Genomic DNA, 25,021 nt, shown 5'->3' on the forward strand with positions numbered 1-25,021 from the left:
AGGCGTGAACGGAAGGCCACAAGGGGGGTGAGCGAGCCTCACGAAGGCCTCACCACTGCCCCAGGAGGATGATGGTGACAGAACAGACCGTATGAGAAGGCCGACTGGGTAGTCGCCGGGGCGCGCGGATCGTATCCTGGAAGGTGACGTCCCCAGGGGTGGGTCGTCCGCCGGGTTCGGCGGAAACCGAAAACACCCGGCGCCCGCGACCGCTGTGCCGGAGGAGGAACGATGCCACTCTCCGAGCACGAGCAGCGACTGCTCGACCAGATCGAGCGCGCGCTCTACGCCGAGGACCCGAAGTTCGCATCTACCGTACGGGGCGCCAAGTTGCGGCGGCCGTCCAAGCGACGCCGCGTGCAGGGCATCGTGTTGTTCGTGGTCGGCGTGGCCGCGCTCATCACCGGCGTGATGCTCCCGCAGCTCTCGATCGCCAGCATCCCCGTGGTGAGCGTCTTCGGCTTCCTGCTCATGTTCTTCGGTGCTCTCATCACCCTGACGACGTTGCGTCGCGGTGACCAGGTCGCCGAGGGAGCGCAGGAGGACGGCGGCAAGCCCGCGCGCAGCCGCAGCTCGTTCTCCGAACGGATGGAAGAGCGCTTCCGTCGTCGCTTCGACGAAGAGCAGTAACCCGCAGATCCAACGCGACGGGCCCGCCCCCTGATGGGGAGCGGGCCTGTCGCGTTGAGCAGGAACTCAGACCCCGGCCGGCTCGCGGTCCGGCACGTCGGCCACCGGCGCGGGTGCCGGCTTCAGCACCGACTTCGGGAACAGCTTCGCCTTCCACGACAGCGGCGCGTTCTGCCGCAACGACTGCCGCACCGCCTCCAGAGCCGCGGGCAACGCCGGGTCGGCTGCTGGGTTCGGGCTGTACCAGGACCGCTCGATCGCCCCGATCACCGTGCGCAGGCCGTCCTTGCCCGCGTCGTCGAGGTTGTGCTCGCGGGCGAGGCGGCGGGCCGCGATCCGGATCGTCTCGGCGGACGGCACGGGCGCGCCGCGGTCGATCGACTCGGCGAGGAGCTCGCTCCAGGCAGCCGACGCCGCGTTCGGGCCGAGCCCGATGACCTCGCGCAACCGTCCACGCCGCCGCAGCTCCCGCACGGCCGCGGGGGTCGCCGCGATGAACAGCAGCAGCACGACCGCCATGACGACGTACGACAACCAGGCCACCGCGAGCAGCACCACCACCGCCCACAGCACGGCCGAGATCAGACCGCCGTAACGGCGCAGCGGCACCAGCCACGACTTCTTCCGGACCCTCGTCGTCGCCCCGTCCTGGCCCGGCTCGTTCCAGTTCGGCTGGTTCCCCGGTGGTCCGTCGGGCGGGACGACCGTGCTGGCGACCCGGCGCCGGAACAACTGGAAGGCCAGCGCGACCACGACGGCGCCGCCCAGAGCCCACGGGACCCAGTCCTTCGACGTGTCCTCCGCGGTCGCGTCACCGATGGCGGCGGCGTCTTCCGTGCCGTCGGGCGAGGTGGAGGCCTGCGCCGAACCCGTCACGGACGGCGCCGTCGTCTCGGTCTGCGTCTCGCCGGTCGGCAGCTCCTCCTCACCCTGGGCCTCGTCGCGCAGGTACGGCGGCACGATGCCGCGCCCGTCGTCGACCGGCGTCGGGTCGAACGTCATCCAGCCGTAGGTCGGGAAGAAGATCTCGACCCACGCGTGCGCGTCCTCCGTGCTGATCGTGCGGTAGCTCTGATCGGGCGACAGCACACCGGCGGTGAAGCCGATCGCCACCCGCGACGGCAGCCCCACCACGCGCGCCATGGCGGCCATCGCGGAGGCGTACTGCTCGCAGAAACCGACCTTGCTCCTGGTCACGAAGTCGGTCAGCGCGTCTCTGTTGACGTCGCCCTGGGTCTTGAGCTCGTACTTGAACTCCGGGCCGTGGAAGAAGTCGGTCAGCCTCTCGGCCTTGTCGAAGTCGTTGGTGGCGCCCTCGACGATCTTCTTCGCGAGGTCCTGGACCTCCTGCTCGACGCCGTTGTACCCGTAGTACTCGCGGTCGACCGCGTTGGCCTGGGTCGGGGCGAGGCGCAGCGACTTGTTCGTCGGGACCGACAGCACCGTGTTGATCTCGTACGGTTCCGGTTCGCGCTCCTGCTGGGAGTAGATCACTCCCTTCTTCGGGTCGAACTGGTACTGGTCGTCCGGCGTCTGGATGGAGCGGACCTTGCCGTAGGTCGGCAGCCAGTAGCTCCGCCAGCTGCGCGGCTCGATGCTGATCGTGACGGAGTTGCCCTCGCCCCGGTCGCCCGCCTGGGGCGGGAGTTCACCGCGGGCGGCCGAACCGCCGGGAGGCGAGCCGCGTTCCCAGCCCTTGTTCGGCACGTACTGCGCGAGCGTGGACGCCCGCATGTACACGGGCTCCTCCTTCGGCATGCCGCGCACGATGAACACCTCGGCGGACTGGCCGCGGTTCAGCATGCCGCGCAACGACGTCATCTCGCTCAGGCCGATGCCGCCCCGGCCGGGGCCCAGCGAGCCGCTGCCGGGCAGCCGCCCGACCGTGCCGACGAACGTGAACGCCGCGCCGACCACCAGCGCGATCACCATCGAGATGGCCGCCACCGACGTCGCCGAACCGCCGGACCCGCTGGCCGAGCCGGACCCGAGCCTGCCCCGCCACGCCACGTGCCGGTGCTGGCCGTCGACCGCGAGCAGCATCGCGAACGCCGCCGCGCCCAGCACGAACGTCCAGAACGGCAGCATCTCGTCGGCGAGCGACGCGGGCACCGCGAACACGCACAGCAGCACCAGCCCGGACGCCGCCGGCGCCGCCGCGGCCACCGCGAGCGTGTCGACCAGGATCGCGACCAGGCCGATCGCGAGCACCACGAGCGCCTGGATCGCCGGCGACGCGTGCACCGGCGGAACCCCGGTCTGCACCTGCGCCACCGACTCCGCGAGCACGTCGCCGAGCTCGCCCAGAGCGTCGGGGCCGGGGATGAACAGGAAGATGCCCGACCGCGTGTGCAACGCGGTGAGCAGGCACAACAGCACGAAGACCTGGGCGACCGCGACCAGCGGCGGGGTCAGCCGGGTCGCGCGCAGGAAGGCGCCGGTCACGGTGATCGCGACGATCATCACGCCGATCCGGACGAGCCACAGGTCGCCCTCGATCACCCCGGACAGCGCGGTCGACGCGCACAGCACGGCCAGCGCGGCGATCCACGGCGTCGCCGAGGTGAACCACTCCGGTTCGGTGCTTCTGGCAGGAGCGGAACGGCTCCCCATCTCAGCCCACCTCCGAGCGGAACGACGGACCCCGGGTTCCTGCCGAGGCGCACAACTCCTGCCACACCTGCTGCATCGACGCGGACGGCTTCGCGATGGCCACGCCCCAGCCCGCGCCCGCGAGCAACCGCCGGGCGTCCTCGGGGTCGGGAGCGGCCTGGGCCCCGTTGTCACCGCCACCGGACCAGGCGTTCACGTCGAGCAGCACCGCGAGACTGCGGGTGCCGCGCGGCCGGTACCGGATCAGCTCCTCCGCCGACGCCGGGGACAGCCCGCCCAGCACCGCGATGACCTCCTGGCCCGCGCCGGGGTCGGTGCCGCCGCTCAGCTCACGGCGGTGCGAACCCTGCAACGCCGCGAGCGAGTCCAGCACCACGTGGTCGCTGTGCCCGCCGTCGGACGAGCCGCCCGCGAGCACCCGGCCGTCCTCGGAGACCAGGCGGACCTGGTGCCCGAAGTGGTGCAGGTGCAGGCAGATCGAGGCGGCGAACGAGATCGCCCACTCGAGGGACGCCGTCGGCCCGCTGCCCCGGTGCGCGTGCACCCGGTGGTCGATCAGCACCGTCGTGCCGCCGCGCCACGGGCGTTCCTCGACGCGCACCATCAGCTCGTCGCGCCGGGCGGTCGACCGCCAGTGCACCTTCCGCAGGTCGTCGCCCTGCCGGTACGGCCGCACGACCGCGTCGTCCTCGCCCTGACCGGCGCGCAACCGCACCGAGCCGTCGTCGCCCGCGCCCATGCCGGACCCGCCGGGCAACCCCGCCAGCCGCACGACCCTGGGCACCACGACGAGGCGTGACCGGCCGGCGAGTTCGCGGTCGAACTCGGCCAGGCCGAACGGGTCGGTGATCCGCGCCATCAGCGGCCCGACCTGCTGGATCCCGCGCATCACCGGCTTGAGCGGGTAGCGCAGGGACGTCGGCGTGTTGCGGGGCAGCCGCTCGACGAGGAACCGCGGCCGCGCGCCCAGGGCGTACGGGACGGTGTCCTCCAGCATCAGCCCGCCCGTGGGCAGCCGGCCGGTGCTGCGCAGGTCGAGCTTCACCTCGGACGCGGCGCCGACCGGCACCCGGCTCGGGGCGAGGTACCGGGCGGCGTGCAACCCCACCCGGGCCCTCGTCGCGAGCCACGCGGCCAGCAGCGGGAGCGCGATCACGAAGGCCGCGACCCGCAGCAGGTCGCGCTCGTTCAGCACGGCGGCGCACACTCCGGCGGCGAACCCCGCGGCCAGCAAGCATCTTCCGCGCGTGGTCAGACCGGAGAGTGCGGTGCGCATCGTTAGCGTGGCGTCCCTGCGTTGTTGTTGTTCATGCTGCGGACGAACGCCGCACTCGGGTCCAGCGCCGCGGTGGGCACCGGCACGCGCTGCAGGAGCGCCCTGATCAGTTCGGCGGGGGACCGGCGGGCGGCCTGGGCCTCCGCGGTCAGCACCAGCCGGTGGGCCAGCACCGGGATCGCCACCGCGTGGACGTCGTCCGGCACCACGAAGTCGCGACCGGCCAGCGCGGCCTGCGCGCGGGCGGCCCGCACGAGGTGCAGCGTCGAGCGCGGCGAGGCGCCGAGGCGCAGTTCCGGCAGGCGGCGCGTGGCCGAGACCAGCTCGACGGCGTACCGGCGGACCTCCGGCGAGAGGTGCACCCGGCGCACGGCCTCGATCAGCCGCAGGATCTGCGCGGCGTCCGAGACCGGCCGCAGGTCGTCGAGCGGGTTGTGGCCCGCGTGCTCGTCGACCATCGCGAGCTCTGCCTGCGGGTCCGGGTACCCGACCGACACGCGCGCGGTGAACCTGTCGCGCTGCGCCTCGGGAAGGGCGTAGGTGCCCTCCATCTCGATCGGGTTCTGCGTCGCGATCACCATGAACGGCGACCCCAGCGGGTAGGTGTTGCCGTCGACCGTGACCTGGTGCTCCTCCATGCACTCCAGCAACGCGGACTGCGTCTTGGGGGAGGCGCGGTTGATCTCGTCGCCGACCACGATGTTCGCGAAGATCGGGCCCGGCCGGAACTCGAAGTCGTTCTCCTGCCGGTTGTAGATCGACGAGCCGGTGATGTCGCTCGGCAGCAGGTCGGGTGTGAACTGCACGCGGCTCACCGTGCAGTCGATCGAACGGGCAAGCGCTTTCGCCAGCGAGGTCTTGCCGACGCCCGGCACGTCCTCGACCAGCAGGTGCCCTTCGGCGAGCAGCGTGACCAGGGCGAGGCGGACCACGTCGGGTTTGCCGACGAGCACCCGCTCCACGTTGGCGGCGATCCGCTGGACGGCGCCGTGCAACTCACCCAGAACCTGATCGACCGGCGCGTGACTGTTCGCGCTTGGGCTTCCCGGCGTCACTAAACCTCCAGCAGCCGTGTCCGGAACACGGACGTGTGAGCGTTTCACGCAGTGTGTCAAACCACGGCTAAGCGCCGTTACCCGAAGTGTGAACCAGCGAGCGTCCAGTGGTCGGATCGGGCGCACACCGGCAGGCCGGGGTCACCGTGACCATTTCGTCACCACGGTAGCGGGTGGCACCGACAGCTTCGGACCATGACCCGTGGACACCCATGCCGTCCGCCTTCGCTCGCGTCGGCCGGACCCCTGCCGAGTGCCCCGCACCTGCGGGCTCGAGCGGGTTCGCGCCACCTCTGTCCACCTTCCCCCACCACCCCGCCGTCACACGCCGTTTTCCTGGATTTTTCTAGGCCGTTCGAGTGCTTATTCGCCGCTGAACCCTCACCCGCCACGGTGGTGCCGCACGAGTTCCCCCACCGTCCCCCCACGCCGCCCCACGGCGTCTACCTGCACAAACGAGTTTCGACATGCTGCGCAAACACCTCTTTCAACGTTGACTGTGGTGAAAAGTGGGGTACTGTGGCGGCCGGTGGGGCAGACGGGGGCTCCACTGCCGGTCTCGTCGCCCGGCAAGGGAGGTGGCTGCCGTGTTCCTCGGCACTCACTACCCGCGCCTCGACGACAAAGGTCGGCTGACACTGCCTGCGAAGTTCCGGGACGAACTGGCGGGAGGTCTCATGGTCACCAAGGGCCAGGACCACTGCCTGTACGTGTTCCCCCGGGCTGAGTTCGAGCAGATGGCGAGGAAGGTCGCCGAGGCGCCGTTCACCAACGACGCCGTACGCGCCTATCAGCGGTATCTGTTCGCGGGTACGGACGAGCAGCGTCCGGACGGTCAGGGCCGCGTCCTGATCGCACCGGAACTGCGCCGGTATGCCGGGTTGACCAAGGAGTGCGTGGTCGTCGGCGCGTTCACCAGGTTGGAGATCTGGGACGCGGCGGCCTGGCAGACCTATCTCGACGAGCACGAGGACGGCTACGCCACCGCTCGCGAGGAGGTCATTCCGGGCGTCTTCTGATGGCGGTCAGCCGAGCAACAGGCCGGATGTTCCACACGCGATTCGGGTGCCGTGAGGCCTCGGTCCGCTCGACTATCGGCCCTGGCGCACCTTCCCCGGCGCCAGGTTCGACGGGCGGGCGGGGACCTGACGTCACCCGAAACGCGCATTAAGGGGAGTAGAGGGACATGGATCAGCCGCGGCACGTTCCGGTGCTGCTGGACCGCGTCCTGGAACTCTTCGCTCCAGCGCTGCACGGCAAGCCTGCCATCGTTGTCGACACGACCCTCGGCATGGGCGGCCACTCCGACGCGCTGCTGAGCGCGCACCCGGAACTCACCCTCATCGGGCTCGACCGCGACCCGCAGGCCATCGAGATGGCCGGCAAGAGGCTCGCGCGGCACGGTGACCGGGTCAAGCTCGTCAACGTCACCTACGACCACATCGACGAGGCCGTCGAGGACCTCGGGTACTCGCGGGTCGACGGCGTGCTGATGGACCTCGGCGTCTCCTCGTTGCAGCTCGACGAGGAGGAACGCGGGTTCGCGTACTCCAAGGACGCCCCGCTCGACATGAGGATGTCCAAGGGCACCGGCATGACGGCCGCGGACGTGCTCAACACGTACTCGCACGGCGACCTCGCGCGGATCCTCTCGACCTACGGCGAGGAGCGGTTCGCGGGCAAGATCGCCTCGGCGGTGCTGCGCGAACGCGACAAGGAGCCGTTCACCAACTCCGGTCGGCTGGTCGAGCTGCTCTACGCCGTCGTGCCCGCGGCCTCGCGGCGCACCGGCGGGCACCCGGCCAAGCGCACGTTCCAGGCGTTGCGGATCGAGGTCAACGGCGAGCTGGAGTCGTTGCGGCTGGCGCTGCCCGCGGCACTGGGCGTGCTCGGCGTCGGCGGGCGGATCGTCGTGGAGTCCTACCAGTCCCTCGAGGACCGGATGGTCAAGCAGGCGTTCGCGGAGCTGGCGAAGTCGAAGACCCCGCCGGGGCTGCCGGTCGAGCTGCCGGGCCACGGGCCCGAGATCAAGCTGCTGACCAAGGGCGCCGAGCTGGCGAACGAGCAGGAGATCGAGGACAACCCGCGTGCGGCGCCCGTGCGCCTGCGGGCGGCGGAGCGGATCGGAGAACCGAGATGACGGCACCCGCACGCGTCGGCGGGCCGTCGCCGCGCGACCCGTCCAAGGACAAGCGCGAGCAGGAGGACAAGGCTCGCCGCCGCTCGGCCGGTGCCGAGCGCGCCTACGCCCGCCGGGCCCAGCGCGCCCAGAACCTGCGGGGCGGTTCGGCCGCGCCGCAGCAGAAGGTCGCGTCCAAGGCGCCTTTCGTCGTGCTCGTGATGCTCGTGCTCGGCGCGGGCGTCGCCGGGATCCTGTACTTCTCGACCCAGGCCGCCGCCGACACCTACCGCCTGCAGGAGGCGCGGGCCGAGGCCGAGCGGCTGACGTTGCAGATGGAGCAGCTGCGCCGAGAGGTGGCGTTGCTGGAGTCGCCGACCGACCTCGCGCGCCGCGCGGGCGAGATGGGACTCGTCGAGCCGACGAACCCGGCGAGGCTGCGGCAGAACCCGGACGGCTCGATCGAGGAGTTCGGCAAGCCGAGCCCGGCGACCAAGTCGACGCCGCCGCCCCCGCCGTCGTCGGAGAACCCGCCGCCGCCCGCGGGCCAGCAGCCCCCGGCCGGTCAGACGCCTCCGGCGGGCGGCTGAGATGCCGGGTCCGCAGACCAGGGGACCGCGCCGGCCGCTGTCCGTGCGCGGTTCTCGTCCCGCCACCCGGCTGGGCGGCAACAGCAGGGTGCGCATCGCCGTCGGCCGCGTCCTGCTGATCGGCGCGCTGCTGATCGCGGGCGTCAAGCTCGTCCAGGTGCAGGGCATCCAGGCGGCGGAGCTGTCGCAGCAGGCGCAGAAGCAGCGCACGACGCCGATCGACATCCCCGCCGAACGCGGCTCGATCCTCGACCGCAACGGCAACCAGCTCGCGTTCTCGATCGAGGTGCGCGCGCTGTACGTCCTGCCGCAGCGCGCCCGCAAGACGTGGGACGAGGCGCACGCGAAGGACGCGAAGAAGTACCCCGGCACGTACGAGGACCACGCGCGCGAGATCGCGAAGTTCATGTCGGCGACGCTCGGCCCCGAGGTCAACGGCGAGAAGACCGACGAGGAGTCGATCTACCAGCAGCTCGTGCAGGACATCACCTACGAGGTGCTGGCCAGGGAGGCCGAGCCGGCCAAGGCCGCGAAGATCGTCGAGAAGTTCCCGGCGGACATCGGCTCGGAGTACCGCTCCAAGCGCATCTACCCCAACGGCGACGTGGCCTCGAACATCATCGGCGCGGCGAACTGGCGCGAGGGCGAGAAGCCGCCGACCGTCCAGGGCATCCTCGGGCTGGAGAACGCGCAGGACAACGTGCTCGCCGGCCGCACCGGCCGCCGCGTGGTCGACACGATGTCGGGCGACGACACCCTCGTCATCCCGAACACCGAGAAGGAACTCGTCAAGCCGCAGCCCGGCCGCAGCCTCGAGCTGACGATCGACATCGACACCCAGTACGCCGTGCAGAGGATGGTCTCCGACTACACCAAGAAGTCGGGTGCGAAGAACGGTTCCGCCGTGGTGCTGGACAGCCGCACCGGCGAGATCGTCGCGATGGCCAACGACAAGACGTACGACCCGACGGACTTCGGCAAGGCCACCGAGGACCAGAAGCGCAACACCGCCGTCGCCTACAGCTTCGAGCCCGGCTCGGTGAACAAGATCGTCACGGCCGCGGCCGCCGTCGAGTACGGCCTGCACAAGCCGGACGACGTGCTCCAGGTGCCGGGGTCGATCAAGGTCGCCGACCGGACCATCCGCGACGCCTGGAACCACCCGACCGTGCCGATGTCGTTCACCGGCGTGTTCGCGAAGTCCTCGAACGTCGGCACGCTGCTCGCCGCCCAGGAGGTCGGCCAGGAGCGCTACGCCGAGATGCTGCAGAAGTTCGGTCTCGGCCGCCGCACTCAGTCCGGCGTCCCGGCAGAGGAGGCGGGCCAGGTCCCGCCGCTCAACCAGTGGTCCGGCTCGACCTTCGGCAACCTGCCGATCGGCCAGGGCCTCTCGATGACGTTGCTGCAGATGACCGGCATGTACCAGGCCATCGCGAACGACGGCGTGCGCATCCCGCCGCGGCTGATCCGCGCCGAGATCGGCGAGGAGGGCGCGCGGTCGGAGAAGCAACGGCCCGACGGCGTTCGCGTCGTGTCGGCGGAGACCGCGAAGACCGTCCGCGACATGTTCCGCTCGGTCACGCAGTCCGACCCGCGCGACGCGAACCAGAACGGCACCGGCAAGCAGGCCGCGGTGCCCGGCTACCAGGTCGCGGGCAAGACCGGCACGGCGCAGCAGATCGACCAGAACTGCAAGTGCTACTCGCAGTCGCAGTACTGGATCACGTTCGCCGGGATCCTGCCGGCGGACAACCCGCGCTACGTCGTGGGGATCATGCTGGACGCGCCCACCGGCACCCAGTTCAGCTCGTCGGCGGCGCCGCTGTTCCACGACATCGCGACGTTCCTGACGCAGCGGTTCCAGGTGCCGATGTCGGCGGAGCAGACGCCGTTCGTGCAGCTGCAGATGTAGTCAAATGTTATCGGTGAATATCTCGTCGTAATGAGACGCAATCCATCACGTCTAATGCTCCGAAACCGGAGTGGTAAGGCGAGATGGGGTTCGGCGTGCGTTCCTTCGGCATTGCGATCTTGGCGGGCGTCCTGGCGGTGACGATCATTCCCGCAGCTCAGGCAGATGAGGATCCGTCCGTGGTTGATTCTTTCTGGCTCCACATGAACAGCACGCCGACCAGTGAGAAAATGATCTCCGCTGAGGCTCAGCGACGTTCTCACGTTGTTCTGAACGCCTGGGAAAAGGATCTTGCGGCGAAGTTGAAAGCGGCTAATCCCAAGATCCAGACCTTCGTCTACAAAGATCTTTCTTCCACGCGTGGCTACGCCTGCGAGAACGGCGTCGACGACGTCGATCTCCCCACCGGTGTCGGGTACTGCGCGGCCGACCCGTCGTGGTTCCTGACCGACGCCTCGGGCGACCGGTTCGAGTACGACGGCTACGAGGACCACTGGCAGATGGACGTCGGCAACGTCGAGTACCAGAACGCGTGGGCGGACAACGTCGTGAAGTCGTCGGCCGGTGCGTTCGACGGCGTCTTCATGGACAACGCCCTGTTCGCCTGCGACACCTACCACGACGGCGTGTGCCCGGCGAAGTACCCGACCGACGCCGCGATGCGCGACGCCTACCGCTCGATGCTCGCCAACACCCGGCAGAAGTTCGTCGGCGCGGGCCTCAAGACCGTCGCGAACATGTCGAACGCCCGCCTGCACGACGGCGCGTGGGACAGCTACGTCGAACACCTCGACGGCGGGTTCGACGAGTGGTGGCTGACCTTCGGCGACTCCGACCTGCTCTCCGAGTACGCGCAGGGCTGGAGCAGGCAGGTCGAGCAGATCACCGCCAACGAGGCCAAGGGCAAGATCACCTGGGTGCAGCCGCACCACAGCGGCGCCGAACAGCCGTTCCGCTACGCCTTCGCGAGCTACCTGCTGGCGGCGGGCGAGAACGCGGCGATCTCCGAGATCCAGCACACCGACCGCTACGACGACCCGTCGCAGTGGCGCACCGAGTACGACTGGGACCTCGGCGCCCCGCTCGGCGAGCACTTCGAGATCGCGAAGAACGTGCACCAGCGCGACTTCGAGTGCGGCACCGTGATCGTCAACGCCAACCGCACCGGCAGCGCCCCGTTCACCGTCCGCCTCGCTGAGACGCAGGTCAACGAGCACGGCGCGCCGGTGAGCTTCGTGGCCCTGCCCGGCACGACCGGGACGGTGCTGCGCAAGGACGACTGCTAGTCGCCTGTCGGCTCCGCCCGCGCGACCAGCACCGGGCACGACGCGTGGTGCAGCGCGGCCCGCGTGACCAGCCCGACCCCGTCGTGCTGTCCGCCGCGTCCCACCACGACGAGGTCGGAGTCCAGCGACGCGAGCGACTCGTGCGGGTGCCGCGCCTCCACCCGCACCTCGGGCGTCAGCTCGGGAGCCGTCGTCCGCAGGAACAACACGGCCCGGCGCACCGCGGCCTCGTCCCGCGGCACCGACGACTCGTGCTGCGCCGGCAGGTGGACGTGCAGCAACCGCAGCCGCGCTCGGCGGGTGCGGCAGAGCTCGACCGCGCGCCGCAGCACGACCGGGTCCTCGCACCCGCCGACGGCAGCGGTGACCCAGCCGTGTTCGCCGCGGATCGCCTCAGGCCGTCCGCGCACCACCACGACCCCGCACCGCGCGCGGCGCAACACCGGCAGGACGAGGGATCCCAGACCCAGGCCGCGGTGCTGTTCTCCCTTGCACCCCAAGACCAAGATCGCGCTCGAATCCGACGCCCCCACCAGTGCGGCCACCGGGTCGTCACCACTGGGGCGGAAGTGGGCGGTGAGCATCGGCAGTCGTTCCAGGACCTTCTGGACCGTCGTGTCGCCGGGGTCCGCGAGGTACACCTGGAGGTCCGTCCTCAGTGACCACGCGTGCCGCGCGGCCCACTCGAACGCCTGGTAGGCGAATTCGGAGGTGTCCACCCCCACCGTGACGGACCTGCTGAAATCCGGTGCCCAGAACGAGAACCTCCTGGGTTCCACCGCCGTGCGTGTTCTCATCGCCGCCTCCTGCCGCGCTCTACCTCACCGCAGCCGGAGCAGGGCTTGCAGGGCCGGAAGTCACAAGGCGGGCAGGAACTTGTTCGGCCGGACGGGCTCGCTCACGCAGACCAGCGCACACGGCCACCCGAACGGCGCAGAGCCGCTGATCATCACCCGAACGCCAACGCGCCGCTCGGCCACTGCGCGCAGGCCGGTAGCCTCTCGCCCGTGCCTGCCAAGCTCGAGGGCAAGGTCGCGACCGCCCCGCCCCGCCCCACTGCCATCCGCCCTGCTTCCGTGGCTGCTCTCGCCGCGGTCGCCGACGTGCACCTGACCAGGCCAGCGCATGCCGACGTCCAGGTGACAGGGGTAACTCTGCGTGCTCAGCACGTGGTCGCCGGAGACCTCTACGCCGCGCTGCCCGGCGCGCACGTCCACGGTGCCGACTTCGCCGACCAGGCGATCGCGAACGGCGCCGTCGCGGTGCTGACGGACGAGGCCGGTGCCGCGCGCGACTCCCTCAAAGACGTGCCCGTGCTGATCCACCCGCGCCCTCGCGAGGTCGTGGGGCTGCTCGCCGCGCACGTCTACGGGCAGCCGTCGCAGAAGATCAAGCTGTGGGGGGTCACCGGCACGTCCGGCAAGACCACCACCACGTACATGATCGAGTCGGTGCTGCGCGCCGCCGGGAAGCACACGGGCCTGATCGGCACCGTCGGCACCCGGATCGGCAGCGAGCAGCTCGGCAGCTCGCACACCACGCCCGAGGCGCCGGACCTGCAGGCGTTGTTCGCGGTGATGGTCGAGCGCGGCGTCACCGACGTGGCGATGGAGGTGTCGAGCCACGCGCTGCACATGGGCCGCGTCGCCGCCACCGAGTTCGAGATCGGCGCGTTCACGAACCTCAGCCAGGACCACCTCGACTTCCACGCCGACATGGAGGAGTACTTCCAGGTCAAGGCGCAGCTGTTCGACGGCCGCGCGCGCAAGGAGGTCGTCTGCGTCGACGGCGAGTGGGGTCCGCGGTTGGTCAAGGAGAACACCGTCACCGTCGCCTCGACCACCGACGCGGACTGGACCGCGAGCGACGTCGAGGTCAGCGCGACCGGTGAGCAGACGTTCACCGCGCACGGCCCGGACGGCGACCTCCGGATCCACCTGCCGCTCGCGGGCAGCTTCAACATCACGAACGCGCTGCTGGCGATCGCCTGCCTGCACCTCGAGGGCATCAGCGGCGAAGCCATCGCGGAAGGCCTCGCGAACGTCCAGGTGCCCGGCCGCATGCAGCGCGTCGACGAGGGCCAGGACTTCACCGCGGTGGTCGACTACTCGCACAAGCCCGCCGCCGTCGCGCTCGCGCTGGACGCGGTCAGGGCCAAGACCGACGGCCGCGTGATCGTCGTGCTCGGCTGCGGTGGCGACCGGGACCGCGCGAAGCGCCCCCTGATGGGTGAGGCCGCCGCGCAACGGGCCGAGGTGTTGATCATCACCGATGACAACCCGAGGAGCGAAGACGCGTCCTCCATTCGGGCCGCCATGCTCGAAGGGGCGCTCGCCACCGAGAACCGGGGCGAGGTGCTGGAGATCGGCGACCGGAGGCTCGCGATCGAGAAGGCCGTCGAGCTCGCACATCCGGGTGACGTCGTCGTCGTGGCGGGCAAGGGACACGAGACGGGACAAGAGATCGCCGGCGTGATCCATCCGTTCTCGGACGTCGAGACGCTGACCGCCGCGATCAGAGAGGCGCACCGTTGATCGCACTCACGCTCGCCGAGATCGCAGAGGTCGTCGGCGGACGGTTGCACGCGACCGATGGCAGTCCGGTGGTCACCGGCACCATCGAGTTCGACACGCGCAAGGTCACCGAGGGGGGCCTCTTCCTGGCGCTGCCCGGTGAACGCGTGGACGGCCACGACTTCGCCGCCCAGGCCGTCGCCTCGGGCGCCGCCGGGGTGCTGGCGGGCCGCGAGGTCGACGCGCCGTCGGTGATCGCGCCGCCCGTGCAGGCCAGGCACACCAACGCCTACGTGCTCGCCGGGGACAAGACCGGCGAGGGCGCGGCGGTGCTGGAGGCGCTGGCCAAGCTCGCGCGGTACGTCACGGACCGCCTGAAGGACCTCACGGTCGTCGGCATCACCGGTTCGGCGGGCAAGACGTCCACCAAGGACCTCATCGCCCAGGTGCTGAGCCCGGTCGGCGAGACGATCGCCCCGCCCGGTTCGTTCAACAACGAGCTCGGCCACCCGTGGACGGCACTGAGGGCCACTGAGGACACGAAGTTCCTCGTGCTGGAGCTGTCCGCGCGCGGCGTAGGCCACATCGCGAACCTGTGCGAGGTCGCGCCGCCGAGGTTCGGCGCCGTGCTCAACGTCGGCACCGCACACCTCAGCGAGTTCGGCTCGCGCGAGGGCATCGCGCAGGGCAAGGGCGAGCTGGTCGAGTCGTTGCCGGAAGACGGCGTCGCGATCCTGAACGCCGACGACCCGCTGGTCGCGGGCATGGCGAGCCGCACGAAGGCCAAGGTCGTGCTGGTCGGTGAGAGCGCGAACGCGCACGTCCGCGCCGTCGACATCGAACTCGACGAGCAGGCCCGCGCGAGCTTCACGCTGAAGACCGCGCAGGGCGAGGCCCGCGTCCAGCTCACGCTGAGCGGTGAGCACCAGGTCGGCAACGCCCTGGTCGCCGCCGCGATCGCGCTCGAACTGGGTGCCACGCCGGAAGAGGTGGCGCAGCGACTGGGCGCCGCGGAACGGGTTTCCGCGCACCGCATGGTGATCACCGAACGCGCGGACGGCGTGACGGTGATCGACGACGCCTACAACGCGAACCCCGACTCGGTGCGCGCGGCGTTGAAGTCGCTCGCCTCGATCGCGCGCGCCACGACGCCCGCCCGCCGCAGCTGGGCCGTCCTCGGCCCGATGGCGGAACTGGGCGACGACGCGGTGCGCGAGCACGACGAGATCGGCCGTCTGGTGGTGCGCCTGGACATCAGCAAGCTGGTCGTGGTCGGTGACCCGGCCCGCGCGATGCACCAGGGTGCGCACCTGGAAGGATCTTGGGGAGACGAATCCGTCCTGGTGCCGGACGCGGACGCGGCCATCGCGTTGCTCTCGGGGGAAGTCCGGCCCGGTGACGTAGTGCTGGTCAAGGCATCCAACGCCTACCGCCTGTGGCGCATCGCCGAGGCCCTGCTGGAGGCAGGAACCAAGTGAAGAGCATTCTGATCGCGGCCGCGATCGCACTCGCGGTGTCCATCCTGCTGACGCCTTACCTGATCAAGGTCTTCTCGAGGCAGGGCTTCGGCCAGGAGATCCGCGAGGACGGTCCGCAGCACCACAAGACCAAGCGCGGCACGCCGACCATGGGCGGTCTCGCCATCCTGGTCGCGATGTGGGCCGGCTACCTCGGCACGCACCTCGTGAACTCGATGTCGGCGTCGGCGTCGGGGCAGACCCCGACGGCGTCCGGCCTGCTCGTGCTGATGCTGACGACGTCGCTGGGCCTGGTCGGCTTCCTCGACGACTTCATCAAGATCCGCAAGGCCCGCAACCTGGGCCTGAACAAGACGGCGAAGCTGGTCGGCCAGTTCATCGCGACCATCACGTTCGCGATCCTGGTGCTCCAGTTCCCGAACAAGGAAGGCCTGACGCCCGCGTCGGTCAACCTGTCGTTCGTGCGCGACCTCCCGGTGGTCTCGTTCGGCGTCATCGGGTTCATCGTGTTCTGTTACGGCATGGTCGCCGCGTGGTCGAACGCGGTGAACCTGACCGACGGTCTGGACGGCCTCGCCGGCGGTTCGTCGGCGATGGTGTTCGGCACGTACGTCGTCATCTCGTTCTGGCAGTTCCGCTACAACTGCTCGAGCTACGCCGTGGCCGGGTGTTACGACGTCCGCGACCCGCTGGACCTCGCGGTGATCGCCGCGGCGGCGATGGCGGGCTGCATCGGCTTCCTCTGGTGGAACGCCGCTCCGGCCAAGATCTTCATGGGTGACACCGGGTCGCTCGCGCTCGGCGGCCTCGTCGCCGGTCTCGCGATCGCCACCCGCACCGAGCTGCTGATGATCGTCATCGGTGGTCTGTTCGTGGTCGAGGCCCTGTCGGTGGCGTTGCAGGTCGCGGTCTTCCGCACCTCACGACGGCGCCTGTTCCGGATGGCCCCGTTCCACCACCACTTCGAGCTGGCGGGCTGGGCGGAGACCACGGTCATCATCCGGTTCTGGTTGATGGCCGGCATCTGCTGCATGTTCGGGCTCGGCGTGTTCTACAGCGAGTGGCTGACGGGCGGTTTCTGAGACGATGACCAAGCTGGCCGGATCGAAAGTGCTGGTCGCCGGTGCTGGAGTGACCGGCCGGTCCGCCGCGGAGGCGTTGCTCGCGGCGGGCGCCGAGGTCGTGGTGACGGACTCGTCAGCCGAACGCCTCGGCGCGTTGGAGACGCTGCTCGAAGGCGTGGAACTGGTGCCCGGCCTGGTGGAACCGCCGGCCGGCACCTCCCTCGTCGTCACGAGCCCCGGTTGGCAGCCGTCGAGCCCGCTGCTCGCGGCCGCCGCCTCCGCGGGCATCGAGGTCATCGGCGACGTCGAACTGGCGTGGCGGATGGGCACCGAACTGGCCGACCCGCCGGTCTGGCTCGCGGTGACGGGCACCAACGGCAAGACCACGACCGTCGGCATGCTGGAGTCGATCCTGCACGCCGCCGGTGCCGACGCCGTGGCCTGCGGGAACGTGGGCCTGCCGGTCGTCGACGCACTGCTGGCGGGCCGTCGCGTGCTCGCCGTCGAACTCTCCAGCTTCCAGCTGCACTGGGCGCCGTCGGTGCGCCCGCAGGCGGGGGCGTTGCTCAACCTCGCCGAGGACCACCTGGACTGGCACGGCGGCATGGACGCCTACGCCCAGGCCAAGGCCCAGATCCTCACCGGTGAGGTGGCGATCGGCTGGCTCGAGGACGACCGCGTGGTCGACCTCCTCGAAGCCGCGCCCGCCCGTGACCGCGTCGGCTTCACCCTGGACGAGCCCGAACGCGGCCAGCTCGGCGTGCGCGACGGCTGGCTGGTCGACCGGGCGTTCGCCGACGACGAGCCGTTGATCGAGATCGCGAAGATCCGTCCGGCGGGCCCTCCCGGTATCGCGGACGCCCTGGCCGCCACGGCGCTGGCGCGCGCGTACGGCGTTCCGTCCGAGGCGGTGCGAGAAGGTCTGGAGGCCTTCGAACCGGCCGCGCACCGGGCCGTCCTGGTGACCGTCGACGCCGCGGACGTGCAGTACGTCAACGACTCGAAGGCGACGAACCCGCACGCCGCGGTGGCGTCGCTGCGGGCGTTCGACAGCGTGGTGTGGATCGCCGGCGGACTGCTGAAGGGTGCGTCGGTCGAGGACATGGTGCGGTCCGAGGCCCATCGGCTGCGGGCCGCCGTGCTGATCGGGGCTGATCGTCAGGTCATCGCGGAGGCGTTGGCGAAGCACGCGCCGGACGTGCCGGTGCGGTCGCTCGATCTCGCCGGCGACGAGGACCCGATGCTGGCGACCGTGCGGGCGGCGCAGGAGTTCGCGCAGTCCGGTGACACGGTCCTGCTGGCTCCGGCGGCGGCCTCGATGGACATGTTCAGCGACTACGCACACCGGGGTCAGGCGTTCACGGACGCTGTGAGGGCACTCACGAGCGGTCGGTAGGGTGCTAAAGGGGCGACACGCCCCAGGAATCCCCGTTCGAGCGCTTGACACAGGAGACGATGATCTGGTGACCGTCGTCGCCGACAAGCCGAAGAGCAAGCGGAAGGTTCGTCCCGCGGGCCGCGTCGCCTCGTTGCGCGGCGGCCTGACGTCGTGGCTGAGCCGCCCGCTCGCCGACTTCCACCTCCTGCTGGCGATCTTCGGCATGCTCACCGTGCTCGGCCTGGTGATGGTGCTGTCGGCGTCGGCCCCGGGACAGGTCGCCTCCGGCGTGTCCGCGTACAGCGTGTTCCAGAAGCAGCTGATTTACGTCTGCATCGGCGCGGTGCTGTTCTGGGTGATGCTGCGGTTCCCGTTGCGCAGGTTGCGGCACTTCTCGACGGCCGCGATGGGCATCGGCGTGCTGTTGCTGGCGCTGGTGCTGACGCCGCTCGGGGACGTGCGCGGTGGCGCGCGGTCGTGGTTCACGCTCGGGCCCGTGTCGTTCCAGCCGATCGAGGCCGTGAAGCTCGCGCTGGCGTTGTGGGGCGCGCACGTCCTGGTGACCAAGCGGGCGTTGCTGTCGCAGTACCGCCACCTGCTGGTGCCGGTCGTGCCGGTCGCGATGCTGGTGTTCGCGCTGGTCATGCTCCAGCCAGACCTCGGCGGCACGATCACGCTCGGCGTGGTGCTGGTCAGCCTGCTGTGGTTCGTGGGCGCGCCGATGCGGTTGTTCGGCGTGATCGCCGGTGGCGCGGTGGCCGGTGCCGTCGTGCTCGCGATCGGTGCCGCGTACCGGCTGCAGCGCGTCACGACGTTCCTCAACCCCGACGCCGACCCGCAGGGCGCCGGACTCCAGGCCCGGCAGGCGATGTACGCGCTCGCCGAGGGCGGGCTGTTCGGCAAGGGGCTCGCGCAGGGCAGTTCGCAGTGGCGGTACCTGCCCAACGTCGAGTCGGACTTCATCTTCGCCGTCATCGGCGAGGAGCTCGGGTTCGTCGGGTGCGCGCTGGTGCTGGCGCTGTTCGGCGGCCTCGCATGGGTCGGGCTGAGGGTGGCGTCGCGCAACACCGACCCGTGGATCCGGATCGTGTCCGCGACGCTGACGGTGTGGCTGGTCGCGCAGGCCGCGATCAACATCGGCTACGTCGTGCGTCTGCTGCCCGTCACGGGTCTCACGCTGCCGTTGATCTCCTCCGGCGGCACCTCGGTCGTCACGACCATGGTCGTGTTCGGCATCCTCGCGAACTGCGCGCGGCACGAGCCGGAGGCCGTTTCGGCGTTGCGCTCGCTCGGCCCCGGCCGGGTCGGCGGGCTGCTCAAGCTGCCCGCGCCCGAGGCGTACCGGCAGCCGGCGAAGCGCAAGCCGTCCCGCCCGTCCACCCCTCCGCGCGCACCGGGCAGGCGCACCGCGCAACTCCCGGTGGTCGACGAACGTCGTATGGCTGGACGCTCGGCTCCGCCTTCGGAGTACCGTCGCCGCGAATCGCGGCGGACACAGGGCCGTTCAGAGCAAGGCCGGTCGACCCGCGGTCGCGGGCGACACAACTGATCGATCAACTCACATTCGGGAGAAGTCTTGACCGGGCACCCTGCCCCCAGTGGTCCGTGCGTCGTGGTCGCAGGTGGTGGCACCGCGGGTCACATCGAGCCGGCACTGGCGCTGGCCGACGCGGTCATGCGGCTGCGACCGGACGCGCGTGTCGTCGCGCTCGGCACCGAGCGCGGCCTGGAGAACAAGATCGTGCCCGCGCGCGGCTACCCGCTGGAGCTGATCCCGCCGGTGCCGATGCCGCGCAAGCCCACGCTGGACCTGCTGAAGCTGCCGCTGAACGTGCGCGGCGCCGTGAAGCAGACCCGTGAGGTGCTGGAGCGCGTCGGCGCCGACGTCGTCGTCGGGTTCGGCGGCTACGTGGCACTGCCCGCGTACCTGGCCGCGCGGGGCCGCGTGCCGATCGTCGTGCACGAGGCGAACGCCAAGGCCGGTCTCGCGAACAAGGTCGGCGCGAAGTTCGCCGAGCACGTCGCCGCGGCCGTGCCGGACTCCGGCCTGACCGACGCGCAGATCATCGGCATCCCGCTGCGCCAGTCGATCACCACCCTGAACCGCGCCGCGTTGCGTGCCGAGGCCCGCCGCTTCTTCGGCCTGGACCCGCACGCGCCCGTGCTGCTGGTGTTCGGCGGCTCGCAGGGCGCGCGGTCGATCAACGAGGCCGTCGCGCCGGTCGCCGCCGAGTTCGCCCGCGCGGGCGTCGGCGTGCTGCACGCGTACGGCCCGAAGAACTCCGTTGCCGTGCAACAGGTTCCGGGGCGCCCGCCGTACGTGACGGTGCCGTACCTGGAGCGCATGGACCTCGCGTACGCCGCCGCGGACGCCGTGCTGTGCCGTTCCGGCGCGATGACCGTCGCCGAGGTGTCGGCCGTCGGCCTGCCCGCCGTGTTCGTGCCGCTGCCCATCGGCAACGGCGAGCAGGCGCTGAACGCCGGTCCCGTCGTCTCGGCCGGTGGCGGCCTGCTGGTGCCGGACGAGGAGCTGACGCCGCAGAAGGTCGCGTCGCTGGTCGTGCCGCTGATGGCGGACCGCGACCGGTTGGCGCAGATGTCCCGCGCGACGCTCGGCACCGGCCGGCGCGAGGCGGACGAGGTCCTGGCCCGCACGGTTCTGGATGTGATCAAGAAGTGAGTCTCGAACGCGTTCACCTCGTCGGCATCGGTGGTGCCGGCATGAGCGGCATCGCCCGGATCCTGCTGGCGCGCGGCGTGCAGGTGTCCGGTTCGGACGCCAAGGACTCGCGGACCGTGCTGGCGCTGCGGGCCCAGGGCGCGCGGATCGCCGTCGGCCACGACGCCGCGAACCTGGACCAGCTCGTCGGCGGCCCGACCGAGGTCGTGGTGTCGACCGCGATCAAGGACACGAACCCGGAGTACGCGGCGGCCCGCCAGCGCGGCATCACCGTGCTGCGCCGGGCCGAGGCGCTGGCCGCGTTGATGGAAGACCATCGCGTCGTGTGCGTCGCCGGCACGCACGGCAAGACGTCGACCACCTCGATGTTGACGGTCGCGTTGCAGCACTGCCGCGTCGACCCGTCGTTCGCCATCGGTGGTGACCTGAACGAGTCCGGCGCCAACGCCCACCAGGGCACCGGCGGCGTGTTCGTGGCCGAGGCGGACGAGTCCGACGGCTCGTTCCTGTTCTTCTCGCCGTCCGTCGCCGTCGTGACGAACGTGGAGGCCGACCACCTCGACCACCACGGCACCGTCGAGGCCTACACGGCCGTCTTCGACTCGTTCCTGGAGCGCATCACGCCGGGCGGCGTGCTGGTGTCCTGTGTGGACGATCCGGGCGCGGCCCGCCTGATCGCCGAGGCCCGTGCGCGCGGCATCCGCGTGCGCGAGTACGGCCGTGGCGGCGCCGACGCGAAGCTCGTCGACTACAAGCCGTTCGAGTCGGGCGGCCTCGCGTCGGTCGAGATCGACGGCGTGCCGGTCGAGGTCCGCGTCGCCGTCCCTGGCGAGCACATGGCGCTGAACGCGATCGCCGCTCTGCTGGCGGGCCTGGAGATCGGTGCCGACCAGGCAGGTCTGCTGGAGGGCCTCGCGGCCTTCGGCGGCGTGCGGCGCCGGTTCGAGTTCAAGGGCCGCGGCGGCGGTGTCTCGGTCTACGACGACTACGCGCACCACCCGACGGAGGTCGACGCCCAGCTGCGCGCCGCCCGCCCGGTCGCCGGGGCCGGCCGTCTGGTCGTGGTCTTCCAGCCACACCTCTACTCGCGCACCCGCACGTTCTCCGCCGAGTTCGCCGCCGCGCTGTCGCTCGCGGACGAGGTCGTCGTGCTGGACGTCTACGGCGCCCGCGAGGAACCGGAACCGGGCGTGACCGGCGCGTTGATCGCCGACCAGGTCACCGCCTCGGTGCACTACGAGCCGTCGTTCGACCGCGTGCCCGCCCTGGTGGCGTCGCTGGTCCGCGACGGCGACCTCGTGGTGACCATGGGCGCGGGTGACGTGACGATGCTCGGCCCCGAGATCGTCAGCGCGCTGGCGAGCGAAGAGCAGGCATGAGCGCCCCGGTTCGCGGCAGGTCCACGCGAGTTCGCCCCGCGAACCGGAGACCGAGGAGCGCCGAGTACCGGGCGCGGCGCAGGACCATCCTGCGCCGCCGCCTGGTGGCGCTCCTGACAGTGCTGTCCGTGGTGGGCCTGGTCTACTGCGTGCTCTTCACGCCGCTGCTCGGCGTGAGCCAGGTCGACGTCCGCGGCAACGCGGCCCTGACCGAGGACGAGGTCCGCGCGGTGGCCGACATCGAGCAGGGCTCACCCCTGGCCCGCCTCGACCTCCAGGAGATCCACGACCGCGTGGCCGGCATCCCGCGCGTCGCCGCCGTGGAGGTCGAACGCCAGCTCCCCGGCACCGTCCGCCTGCTGATCACCGAACGCACCCCGGTCGGCTCGGTGAAGATGCCCGACGGCTTCCACCTCGTCGACGCCACCGGCAAGGACTACGCGGTCCTCCCGGCAGCGGCCCCCGGCGTGCCCGAACTGGTGCTGGCCCTGCCGTCGTCGTCAGATCCCGCCACCCGCGCGGTCGTCGGTGTCATGAACGAACTGCCCGAGAAGCTGCGGCCCGACGTGGTGTCGGTGGCGGCGACGACCGGTGCCGACGTGACGCTGACGTTGAGCGGCAACCGCACGGCGAAGTGGGGTAGCGCCGAGAACACGGCCCGCAAGGCGGCCGTGCTGCTCGTGCTGCTGACGCGGGAGGGCACGACGTACGACGTGTCGTCGCCGGACCTGGCCACGGTGTCCTAGCCGAGCGTCAGGTGGAAGCCCTCGCTCTTGGCTTCCTGCTGCGACTTCCAGATGACGCCGCGGTTGGCGTTGCCGATCTTCGTGCCGTAAAGCCGTTCTCCCTCGGGAACACCGCTCACGGAGAAGTTGAACTTGCACGAGCCCACGCCGTTCATCAGCGTGCCGACGGCGAGGACCTCGTTGTCCTGGTTGACGATCTCGACCTGGCCGCCGAGCCTGATGTCGCTGTAGCCGCCCGAACCGCAGTTGCCGTTCACCGTCATCGACCCGTCGACGGTGAACGTCGCGGGCCCTGACGTCGAGGACGCCGCAGGCGAGTCGGTGCCGGCGGCGCGCAGCAGGTCGGGACCGGTGGCCCGGCCGAGCCCGAAGCCGAGTCCGCCCGCCGTCAGCGCGACCAGCGCGAAGCCGATCGCGAGCCACGGCGGCCGGCGTCTCGGTGGTGACTCGGGTCCGATATTCACCACTGTCGGTGCAATGGGCTCCACGGCGGTCCTTCGGGTTCGTGGGTCGGCTAGCGGCGCGGCGCGGGCGGGCGCGACGGCGTCGGCCAGCGGCGCGGGCGTCGGTGCACAGGCCGGGGGATCGGTTGGGAGCACACAGGAATCTCCTCGGGTTCGCCGGTCAGCCGTTCGGCCTCAAGCGCGCCATCGCTGCCCGTACGACAAGGCTGCCGAGCCTGCTCGTGACGAGTTCCAACACGATCGCCTCGATGACGAGCGAACGCACGGACGCGGGTGCGGGTGCCAAGACGTGCCTCCAGTTGATGTACGACTACCGTGCTCATCGGAGTGCCACTCGCGGTATTAGCCAGTTTGATCGTTGTCACCCGAAGGAAGTACTCAATGCCGGACCACGTCATCGTTGTGGGTGCCGGTCTTGCCGGACTGTCAGCCGCGATGCACCTGCAGGGGACCGGTCGGCGGGTCACGGTGGTCGAAAAGGGTGACGTGCCTGGCGGACGGGCCGGGACCGTCGCGGTCGGCGGGTTCGCCGCGGACAGCGGGCCCACCGTGCTGACCATGCCGGAGTACCTGGACGAGGCGTTCGGCGTTGTGGGGGAACGGCTTTCGGACTGGCTGACGCTCGATCCCGTGACGCCCGCCTACCGCGCGCGGTTCGCGGACGGGTCGCGGATCTCCGTGCACACCGATGCCGCCGCGATGGAGGACGAGGTCCGCACCGTCTGCGGCGCAAGGGAAGCGGCCGGGTACCGGGAGTTGCGGCGGTGGCTCGGGGAGCTGTACTCGGTGCAGCGCGCGCACTTCATCGGCGCGAACTTCGACTCGCCGCTCGACCTGGTGCGGCCCGAGCTGGTGCGGCTCGCGGCGCTCGGCGGCTTCGGGCGGCTGGAGTCCCGGTTGCGGCGGTTCCTGCGGGACGAGAGGTTGATCCGGCTCTTTTCGTTCCAAGCGTTGTACGCCGGTGTGCCGCCGCAGCAGGCCCTCGCGGCGTATGCCGTCATCGCGTACATGGACACCATCGCCGGTGTGTACTACCCGCGCGGTGGGATGCGTGCGGTTCCCGAAGCGATGGCTGCTGCTGCGGTGAAGCACGGTGCGGAGTTCCGTTACGACGCATCGGTCACGCGGCTGGAGTGGCGGGGCGCGCGTGTGGTGGCCGTGCACGTCGGTGAGGAACGCATCGCGTGTGACGCCGTCGTCCTGGCGTGTGAGCTGCCGGACGCTTATCGATTGTTGGGGAAGTCGCCTTCGCGGGTGGTGCCGCACCGGTGGTCGCCGTCCGCCGTCGTGCTGCACGCCGCGACGGACCGCACGTGGGACCTCGGGCACCACAACATCCTGTTCGGGCGGGCGTGGCGCGGGACGTTCGACGAGATCGTCCACAGGGGACGGTTGATGTCCGACCCGTCGCTGCTCGTGACGCACGCCCAGGACGGGCTGCACTACGTGCTGGCGCCGGCGCCGAACCTGGAGGTCGGGCTGGTCGACTGGCGGCGCGTCGGGCCCCGGTACCGCGACGAGCTCGTGCGGACGCTGGAGGCGCGCGGGCTCGACGGGTTCGGCGCGGCGGTGCGCGACGAGGTGCTCGTGACGCCGGCCGACTGGGGCAACGCGGCGGGCACGCCGTTCGGGCTCGCGCACACCTTCGCGCAGACCGGGCCGTTCCGGCCGCGCAACGTCGTGCGGGGCGTCGAGAACGTGGCGCTCGCCGGTGCGGGCACCACGCCGGGGGTCGGGGTGCCGCCGGTGCTGATCTCCGGGCGGCTCGCGGCCCAGCGGACAGCCGCCGTTCGGCGCTGACGTTCGCCGGGCGCGACCACCACCGTTCCGGAGCGATC

20 protein-coding genes are annotated in these 25,021 nt (G+C 70.8%); 15 read left to right on the top strand and 5 right to left on the bottom strand.

Going from position 1 to position 25,021, the window contains the following annotated elements:
- Positions 1 to 231: 231 nt before the first annotated feature.
- Positions 232 to 630 (top strand): SCO2097 family morphological protein, encoded by a 399-nt coding sequence (locus tag QSK25_RS15210; RefSeq protein WP_285638881.1) that lies wholly within the window; start codon positions 232 to 234, stop codon positions 628 to 630.
- A gap of 66 nt (positions 631 to 696) precedes the next feature.
- Here the strand turns inward: QSK25_RS15210 and QSK25_RS15215 are convergent, their stop codons facing one another.
- Genes QSK25_RS15215 through QSK25_RS15225 form a run of 3 tightly spaced genes read right to left on the bottom strand, consistent with a single transcriptional unit; the run spans position 697 to position 5,574 of the window.
- A complete protein-coding gene (locus QSK25_RS15215; protein ID WP_285638882.1) occupies positions 697 to 3,243 on the bottom strand; it encodes a transglutaminase TgpA family protein in 2,547 nt (848 codons plus the stop codon).
- A gap of 1 nt (position 3,244) precedes the next feature.
- Positions 3,245 to 4,519 carry a DUF58 domain-containing protein gene (locus tag QSK25_RS15220; protein ID WP_285638883.1) on the bottom strand — a complete coding sequence of 425 codons (1,275 nt, stop codon included), beginning with the start codon at positions 4,517 to 4,519 and terminating at the stop codon, positions 3,245 to 3,247.
- A 2-nt stretch (positions 4,520 to 4,521) separates the two neighbouring features.
- Positions 4,522 to 5,574: an AAA family ATPase gene (locus QSK25_RS15225; protein ID WP_502881847.1), complete on the bottom strand. Its 1,053-nt coding sequence runs from the start codon at positions 5,572 to 5,574 to the stop codon at positions 4,522 to 4,524.
- A 587-nt stretch (positions 5,575 to 6,161) separates the two neighbouring features.
- On the opposite strand from QSK25_RS15225, the gene mraZ reads away from it, so the two are divergent.
- The 5 genes from mraZ (at position 6,162) to QSK25_RS15250 (ending at position 11,481) form a co-directional block, all read left to right on the top strand.
- Positions 6,162 to 6,593 (top strand): division/cell wall cluster transcriptional repressor MraZ, encoded by a 432-nt coding sequence (mraZ, locus tag QSK25_RS15230; RefSeq protein ID WP_053733094.1) that lies wholly within the window; start codon positions 6,162 to 6,164, stop codon positions 6,591 to 6,593.
- A 167-nt stretch (positions 6,594 to 6,760) separates the two neighbouring features.
- Positions 6,761 to 7,714: a 16S rRNA (cytosine(1402)-N(4))-methyltransferase RsmH gene (rsmH, locus tag QSK25_RS15235; RefSeq protein WP_285638884.1), complete on the top strand. Its 954-nt coding sequence runs from the start codon at positions 6,761 to 6,763 to the stop codon at positions 7,712 to 7,714.
- A complete protein-coding gene (gene ftsL / locus QSK25_RS15240) occupies positions 7,711 to 8,283 on the top strand; it encodes a cell division protein FtsL (RefSeq protein ID WP_285638885.1) in 573 nt (190 codons plus the stop codon). The genes rsmH and ftsL overlap by 4 nt, the downstream gene beginning before the upstream one ends.
- A gap of 1 nt (position 8,284) precedes the next feature.
- A complete protein-coding gene (locus QSK25_RS15245) occupies positions 8,285 to 10,195 on the top strand; it encodes a peptidoglycan D,D-transpeptidase FtsI family protein (protein ID WP_285638886.1) in 1,911 nt (636 codons plus the stop codon).
- Between the two features lie 302 nt (positions 10,196 to 10,497).
- The gene (locus QSK25_RS15250; protein WP_285638887.1) at positions 10,498 to 11,481 is read left to right on the top strand and encodes a putative glycoside hydrolase; all 984 of its coding nucleotides are present in this window, start codon (positions 10,498 to 10,500) and stop codon (positions 11,479 to 11,481) included.
- Here QSK25_RS15250 and QSK25_RS15255 read toward each other — a convergent pair.
- On the bottom strand, positions 11,478 to 12,278 hold the full coding sequence (locus tag QSK25_RS15255; protein WP_285638888.1) for a universal stress protein: 801 nt from the start codon (positions 12,276 to 12,278) through the stop codon (positions 11,478 to 11,480). The two genes, QSK25_RS15250 and QSK25_RS15255, sit on opposite strands and share 4 nt — an antisense overlap.
- 210 nt (positions 12,279 to 12,488) lie before the next feature.
- Between QSK25_RS15255 and QSK25_RS15260 the strand changes: the two genes are divergently transcribed.
- From QSK25_RS15260 to QSK25_RS15295, 8 genes are all read left to right on the top strand, one after another.
- Entirely contained in the window at positions 12,489 to 14,015 is a 1,527-nt protein-coding gene (locus QSK25_RS15260) for a UDP-N-acetylmuramoyl-L-alanyl-D-glutamate--2,6-diaminopimelate ligase (protein ID WP_502881848.1), read from the top strand.
- Positions 14,012 to 15,472: a UDP-N-acetylmuramoyl-tripeptide--D-alanyl-D-alanine ligase gene (locus tag QSK25_RS15265; RefSeq protein WP_285638889.1), complete on the top strand. Its 1,461-nt coding sequence runs from the start codon at positions 14,012 to 14,014 to the stop codon at positions 15,470 to 15,472. The genes QSK25_RS15260 and QSK25_RS15265 overlap by 4 nt, the downstream gene beginning before the upstream one ends.
- Positions 15,469 to 16,554 (top strand): phospho-N-acetylmuramoyl-pentapeptide-transferase, encoded by a 1,086-nt coding sequence (mraY, locus tag QSK25_RS15270; RefSeq protein WP_285638890.1) that lies wholly within the window; start codon positions 15,469 to 15,471, stop codon positions 16,552 to 16,554. Before QSK25_RS15265 ends, mraY begins: the two co-directional genes overlap by 4 nt.
- Positions 16,555 to 16,558: 4 nt before the next feature.
- Positions 16,559 to 17,932, top strand: coding sequence for a UDP-N-acetylmuramoyl-L-alanine--D-glutamate ligase (murD, locus tag QSK25_RS15275; protein WP_285638891.1), 1,374 nt, complete (start codon positions 16,559 to 16,561; stop codon positions 17,930 to 17,932).
- A 67-nt stretch (positions 17,933 to 17,999) separates the two neighbouring features.
- Positions 18,000 to 19,463 carry a putative lipid II flippase FtsW gene (ftsW, locus tag QSK25_RS15280; protein WP_285638892.1) on the top strand — a complete coding sequence of 488 codons (1,464 nt, stop codon included), beginning with the start codon at positions 18,000 to 18,002 and terminating at the stop codon, positions 19,461 to 19,463.
- 63 nt (positions 19,464 to 19,526) lie between these two features.
- Entirely contained in the window at positions 19,527 to 20,594 is a 1,068-nt protein-coding gene (gene murG, locus QSK25_RS15285; RefSeq protein WP_502881849.1) for an undecaprenyldiphospho-muramoylpentapeptide beta-N-acetylglucosaminyltransferase, read from the top strand.
- Positions 20,595 to 20,635: 41 nt separating this feature from the next.
- Positions 20,636 to 21,973 (top strand): UDP-N-acetylmuramate--L-alanine ligase, encoded by a 1,338-nt coding sequence (gene murC / locus QSK25_RS15290; protein WP_502881861.1) that lies wholly within the window; start codon positions 20,636 to 20,638, stop codon positions 21,971 to 21,973.
- Positions 21,970 to 22,719, top strand: coding sequence for a cell division protein FtsQ/DivIB (locus QSK25_RS15295; protein WP_285638894.1), 750 nt, complete (start codon positions 21,970 to 21,972; stop codon positions 22,717 to 22,719). The genes murC and QSK25_RS15295 overlap by 4 nt, the downstream gene beginning before the upstream one ends.
- Here QSK25_RS15295 and QSK25_RS15300 read toward each other — a convergent pair.
- Positions 22,716 to 23,183 (bottom strand): hypothetical protein, encoded by a 468-nt coding sequence (locus tag QSK25_RS15300; RefSeq protein WP_285638895.1) that lies wholly within the window; start codon positions 23,181 to 23,183, stop codon positions 22,716 to 22,718. The two genes, QSK25_RS15295 and QSK25_RS15300, sit on opposite strands and share 4 nt — an antisense overlap.
- Positions 23,184 to 23,564: 381 nt before the next feature.
- Here QSK25_RS15300 and crtI point away from each other — a divergent pair, with 381 nt between their 5' ends.
- Entirely contained in the window at positions 23,565 to 24,983 is a 1,419-nt protein-coding gene (gene crtI / locus QSK25_RS15305; RefSeq protein WP_285638896.1) for a phytoene desaturase family protein, read from the top strand.
- Positions 24,984 to 25,021 lie beyond the last annotated feature (38 nt).

This window comes from Lentzea sp. NBRC 102530 (assembly GCF_030269365.1).
Classification (GTDB): Bacteria; Actinomycetota; Actinomycetes; order Mycobacteriales; family Pseudonocardiaceae; genus Lentzea.

Coding starts and splice junctions, on each gene's coding strand:
- QSK25_RS15210 (WP_285638881.1), top strand. CDS start 232: ATGCCACTCTCCGAGCACGAGCAGCGACTGCTCGACCAGATCGAGCGC.
- QSK25_RS15215 (WP_285638882.1), bottom strand. CDS start 3,243: ATGGGGAGCCGTTCCGCTCCTGCCAGAAGCACCGAACCGGAGTGGTTC.
- QSK25_RS15220 (WP_285638883.1), bottom strand. CDS start 4,519: ATGCGCACCGCACTCTCCGGTCTGACCACGCGCGGAAGATGCTTGCTG.
- rsmH (WP_285638884.1), top strand. CDS start 6,761: ATGGATCAGCCGCGGCACGTTCCGGTGCTGCTGGACCGCGTCCTGGAA.
- ftsL (WP_285638885.1), top strand. CDS start 7,711: ATGACGGCACCCGCACGCGTCGGCGGGCCGTCGCCGCGCGACCCGTCC.
- QSK25_RS15245 (WP_285638886.1), top strand. CDS start 8,285: ATGCCGGGTCCGCAGACCAGGGGACCGCGCCGGCCGCTGTCCGTGCGC.
- QSK25_RS15255 (WP_285638888.1), bottom strand. CDS start 12,278: ATGAGAACACGCACGGCGGTGGAACCCAGGAGGTTCTCGTTCTGGGCA.
- murD (WP_285638891.1), top strand. CDS start 16,559: ATGACCAAGCTGGCCGGATCGAAAGTGCTGGTCGCCGGTGCTGGAGTG.
- murC (WP_502881861.1), top strand. CDS start 20,636: ATGAGCGGCATCGCCCGGATCCTGCTGGCGCGCGGCGTGCAGGTGTCC.
- QSK25_RS15295 (WP_285638894.1), top strand. CDS start 21,970: ATGAGCGCCCCGGTTCGCGGCAGGTCCACGCGAGTTCGCCCCGCGAAC.
- crtI (WP_285638896.1), top strand. CDS start 23,565: ATGCCGGACCACGTCATCGTTGTGGGTGCCGGTCTTGCCGGACTGTCA.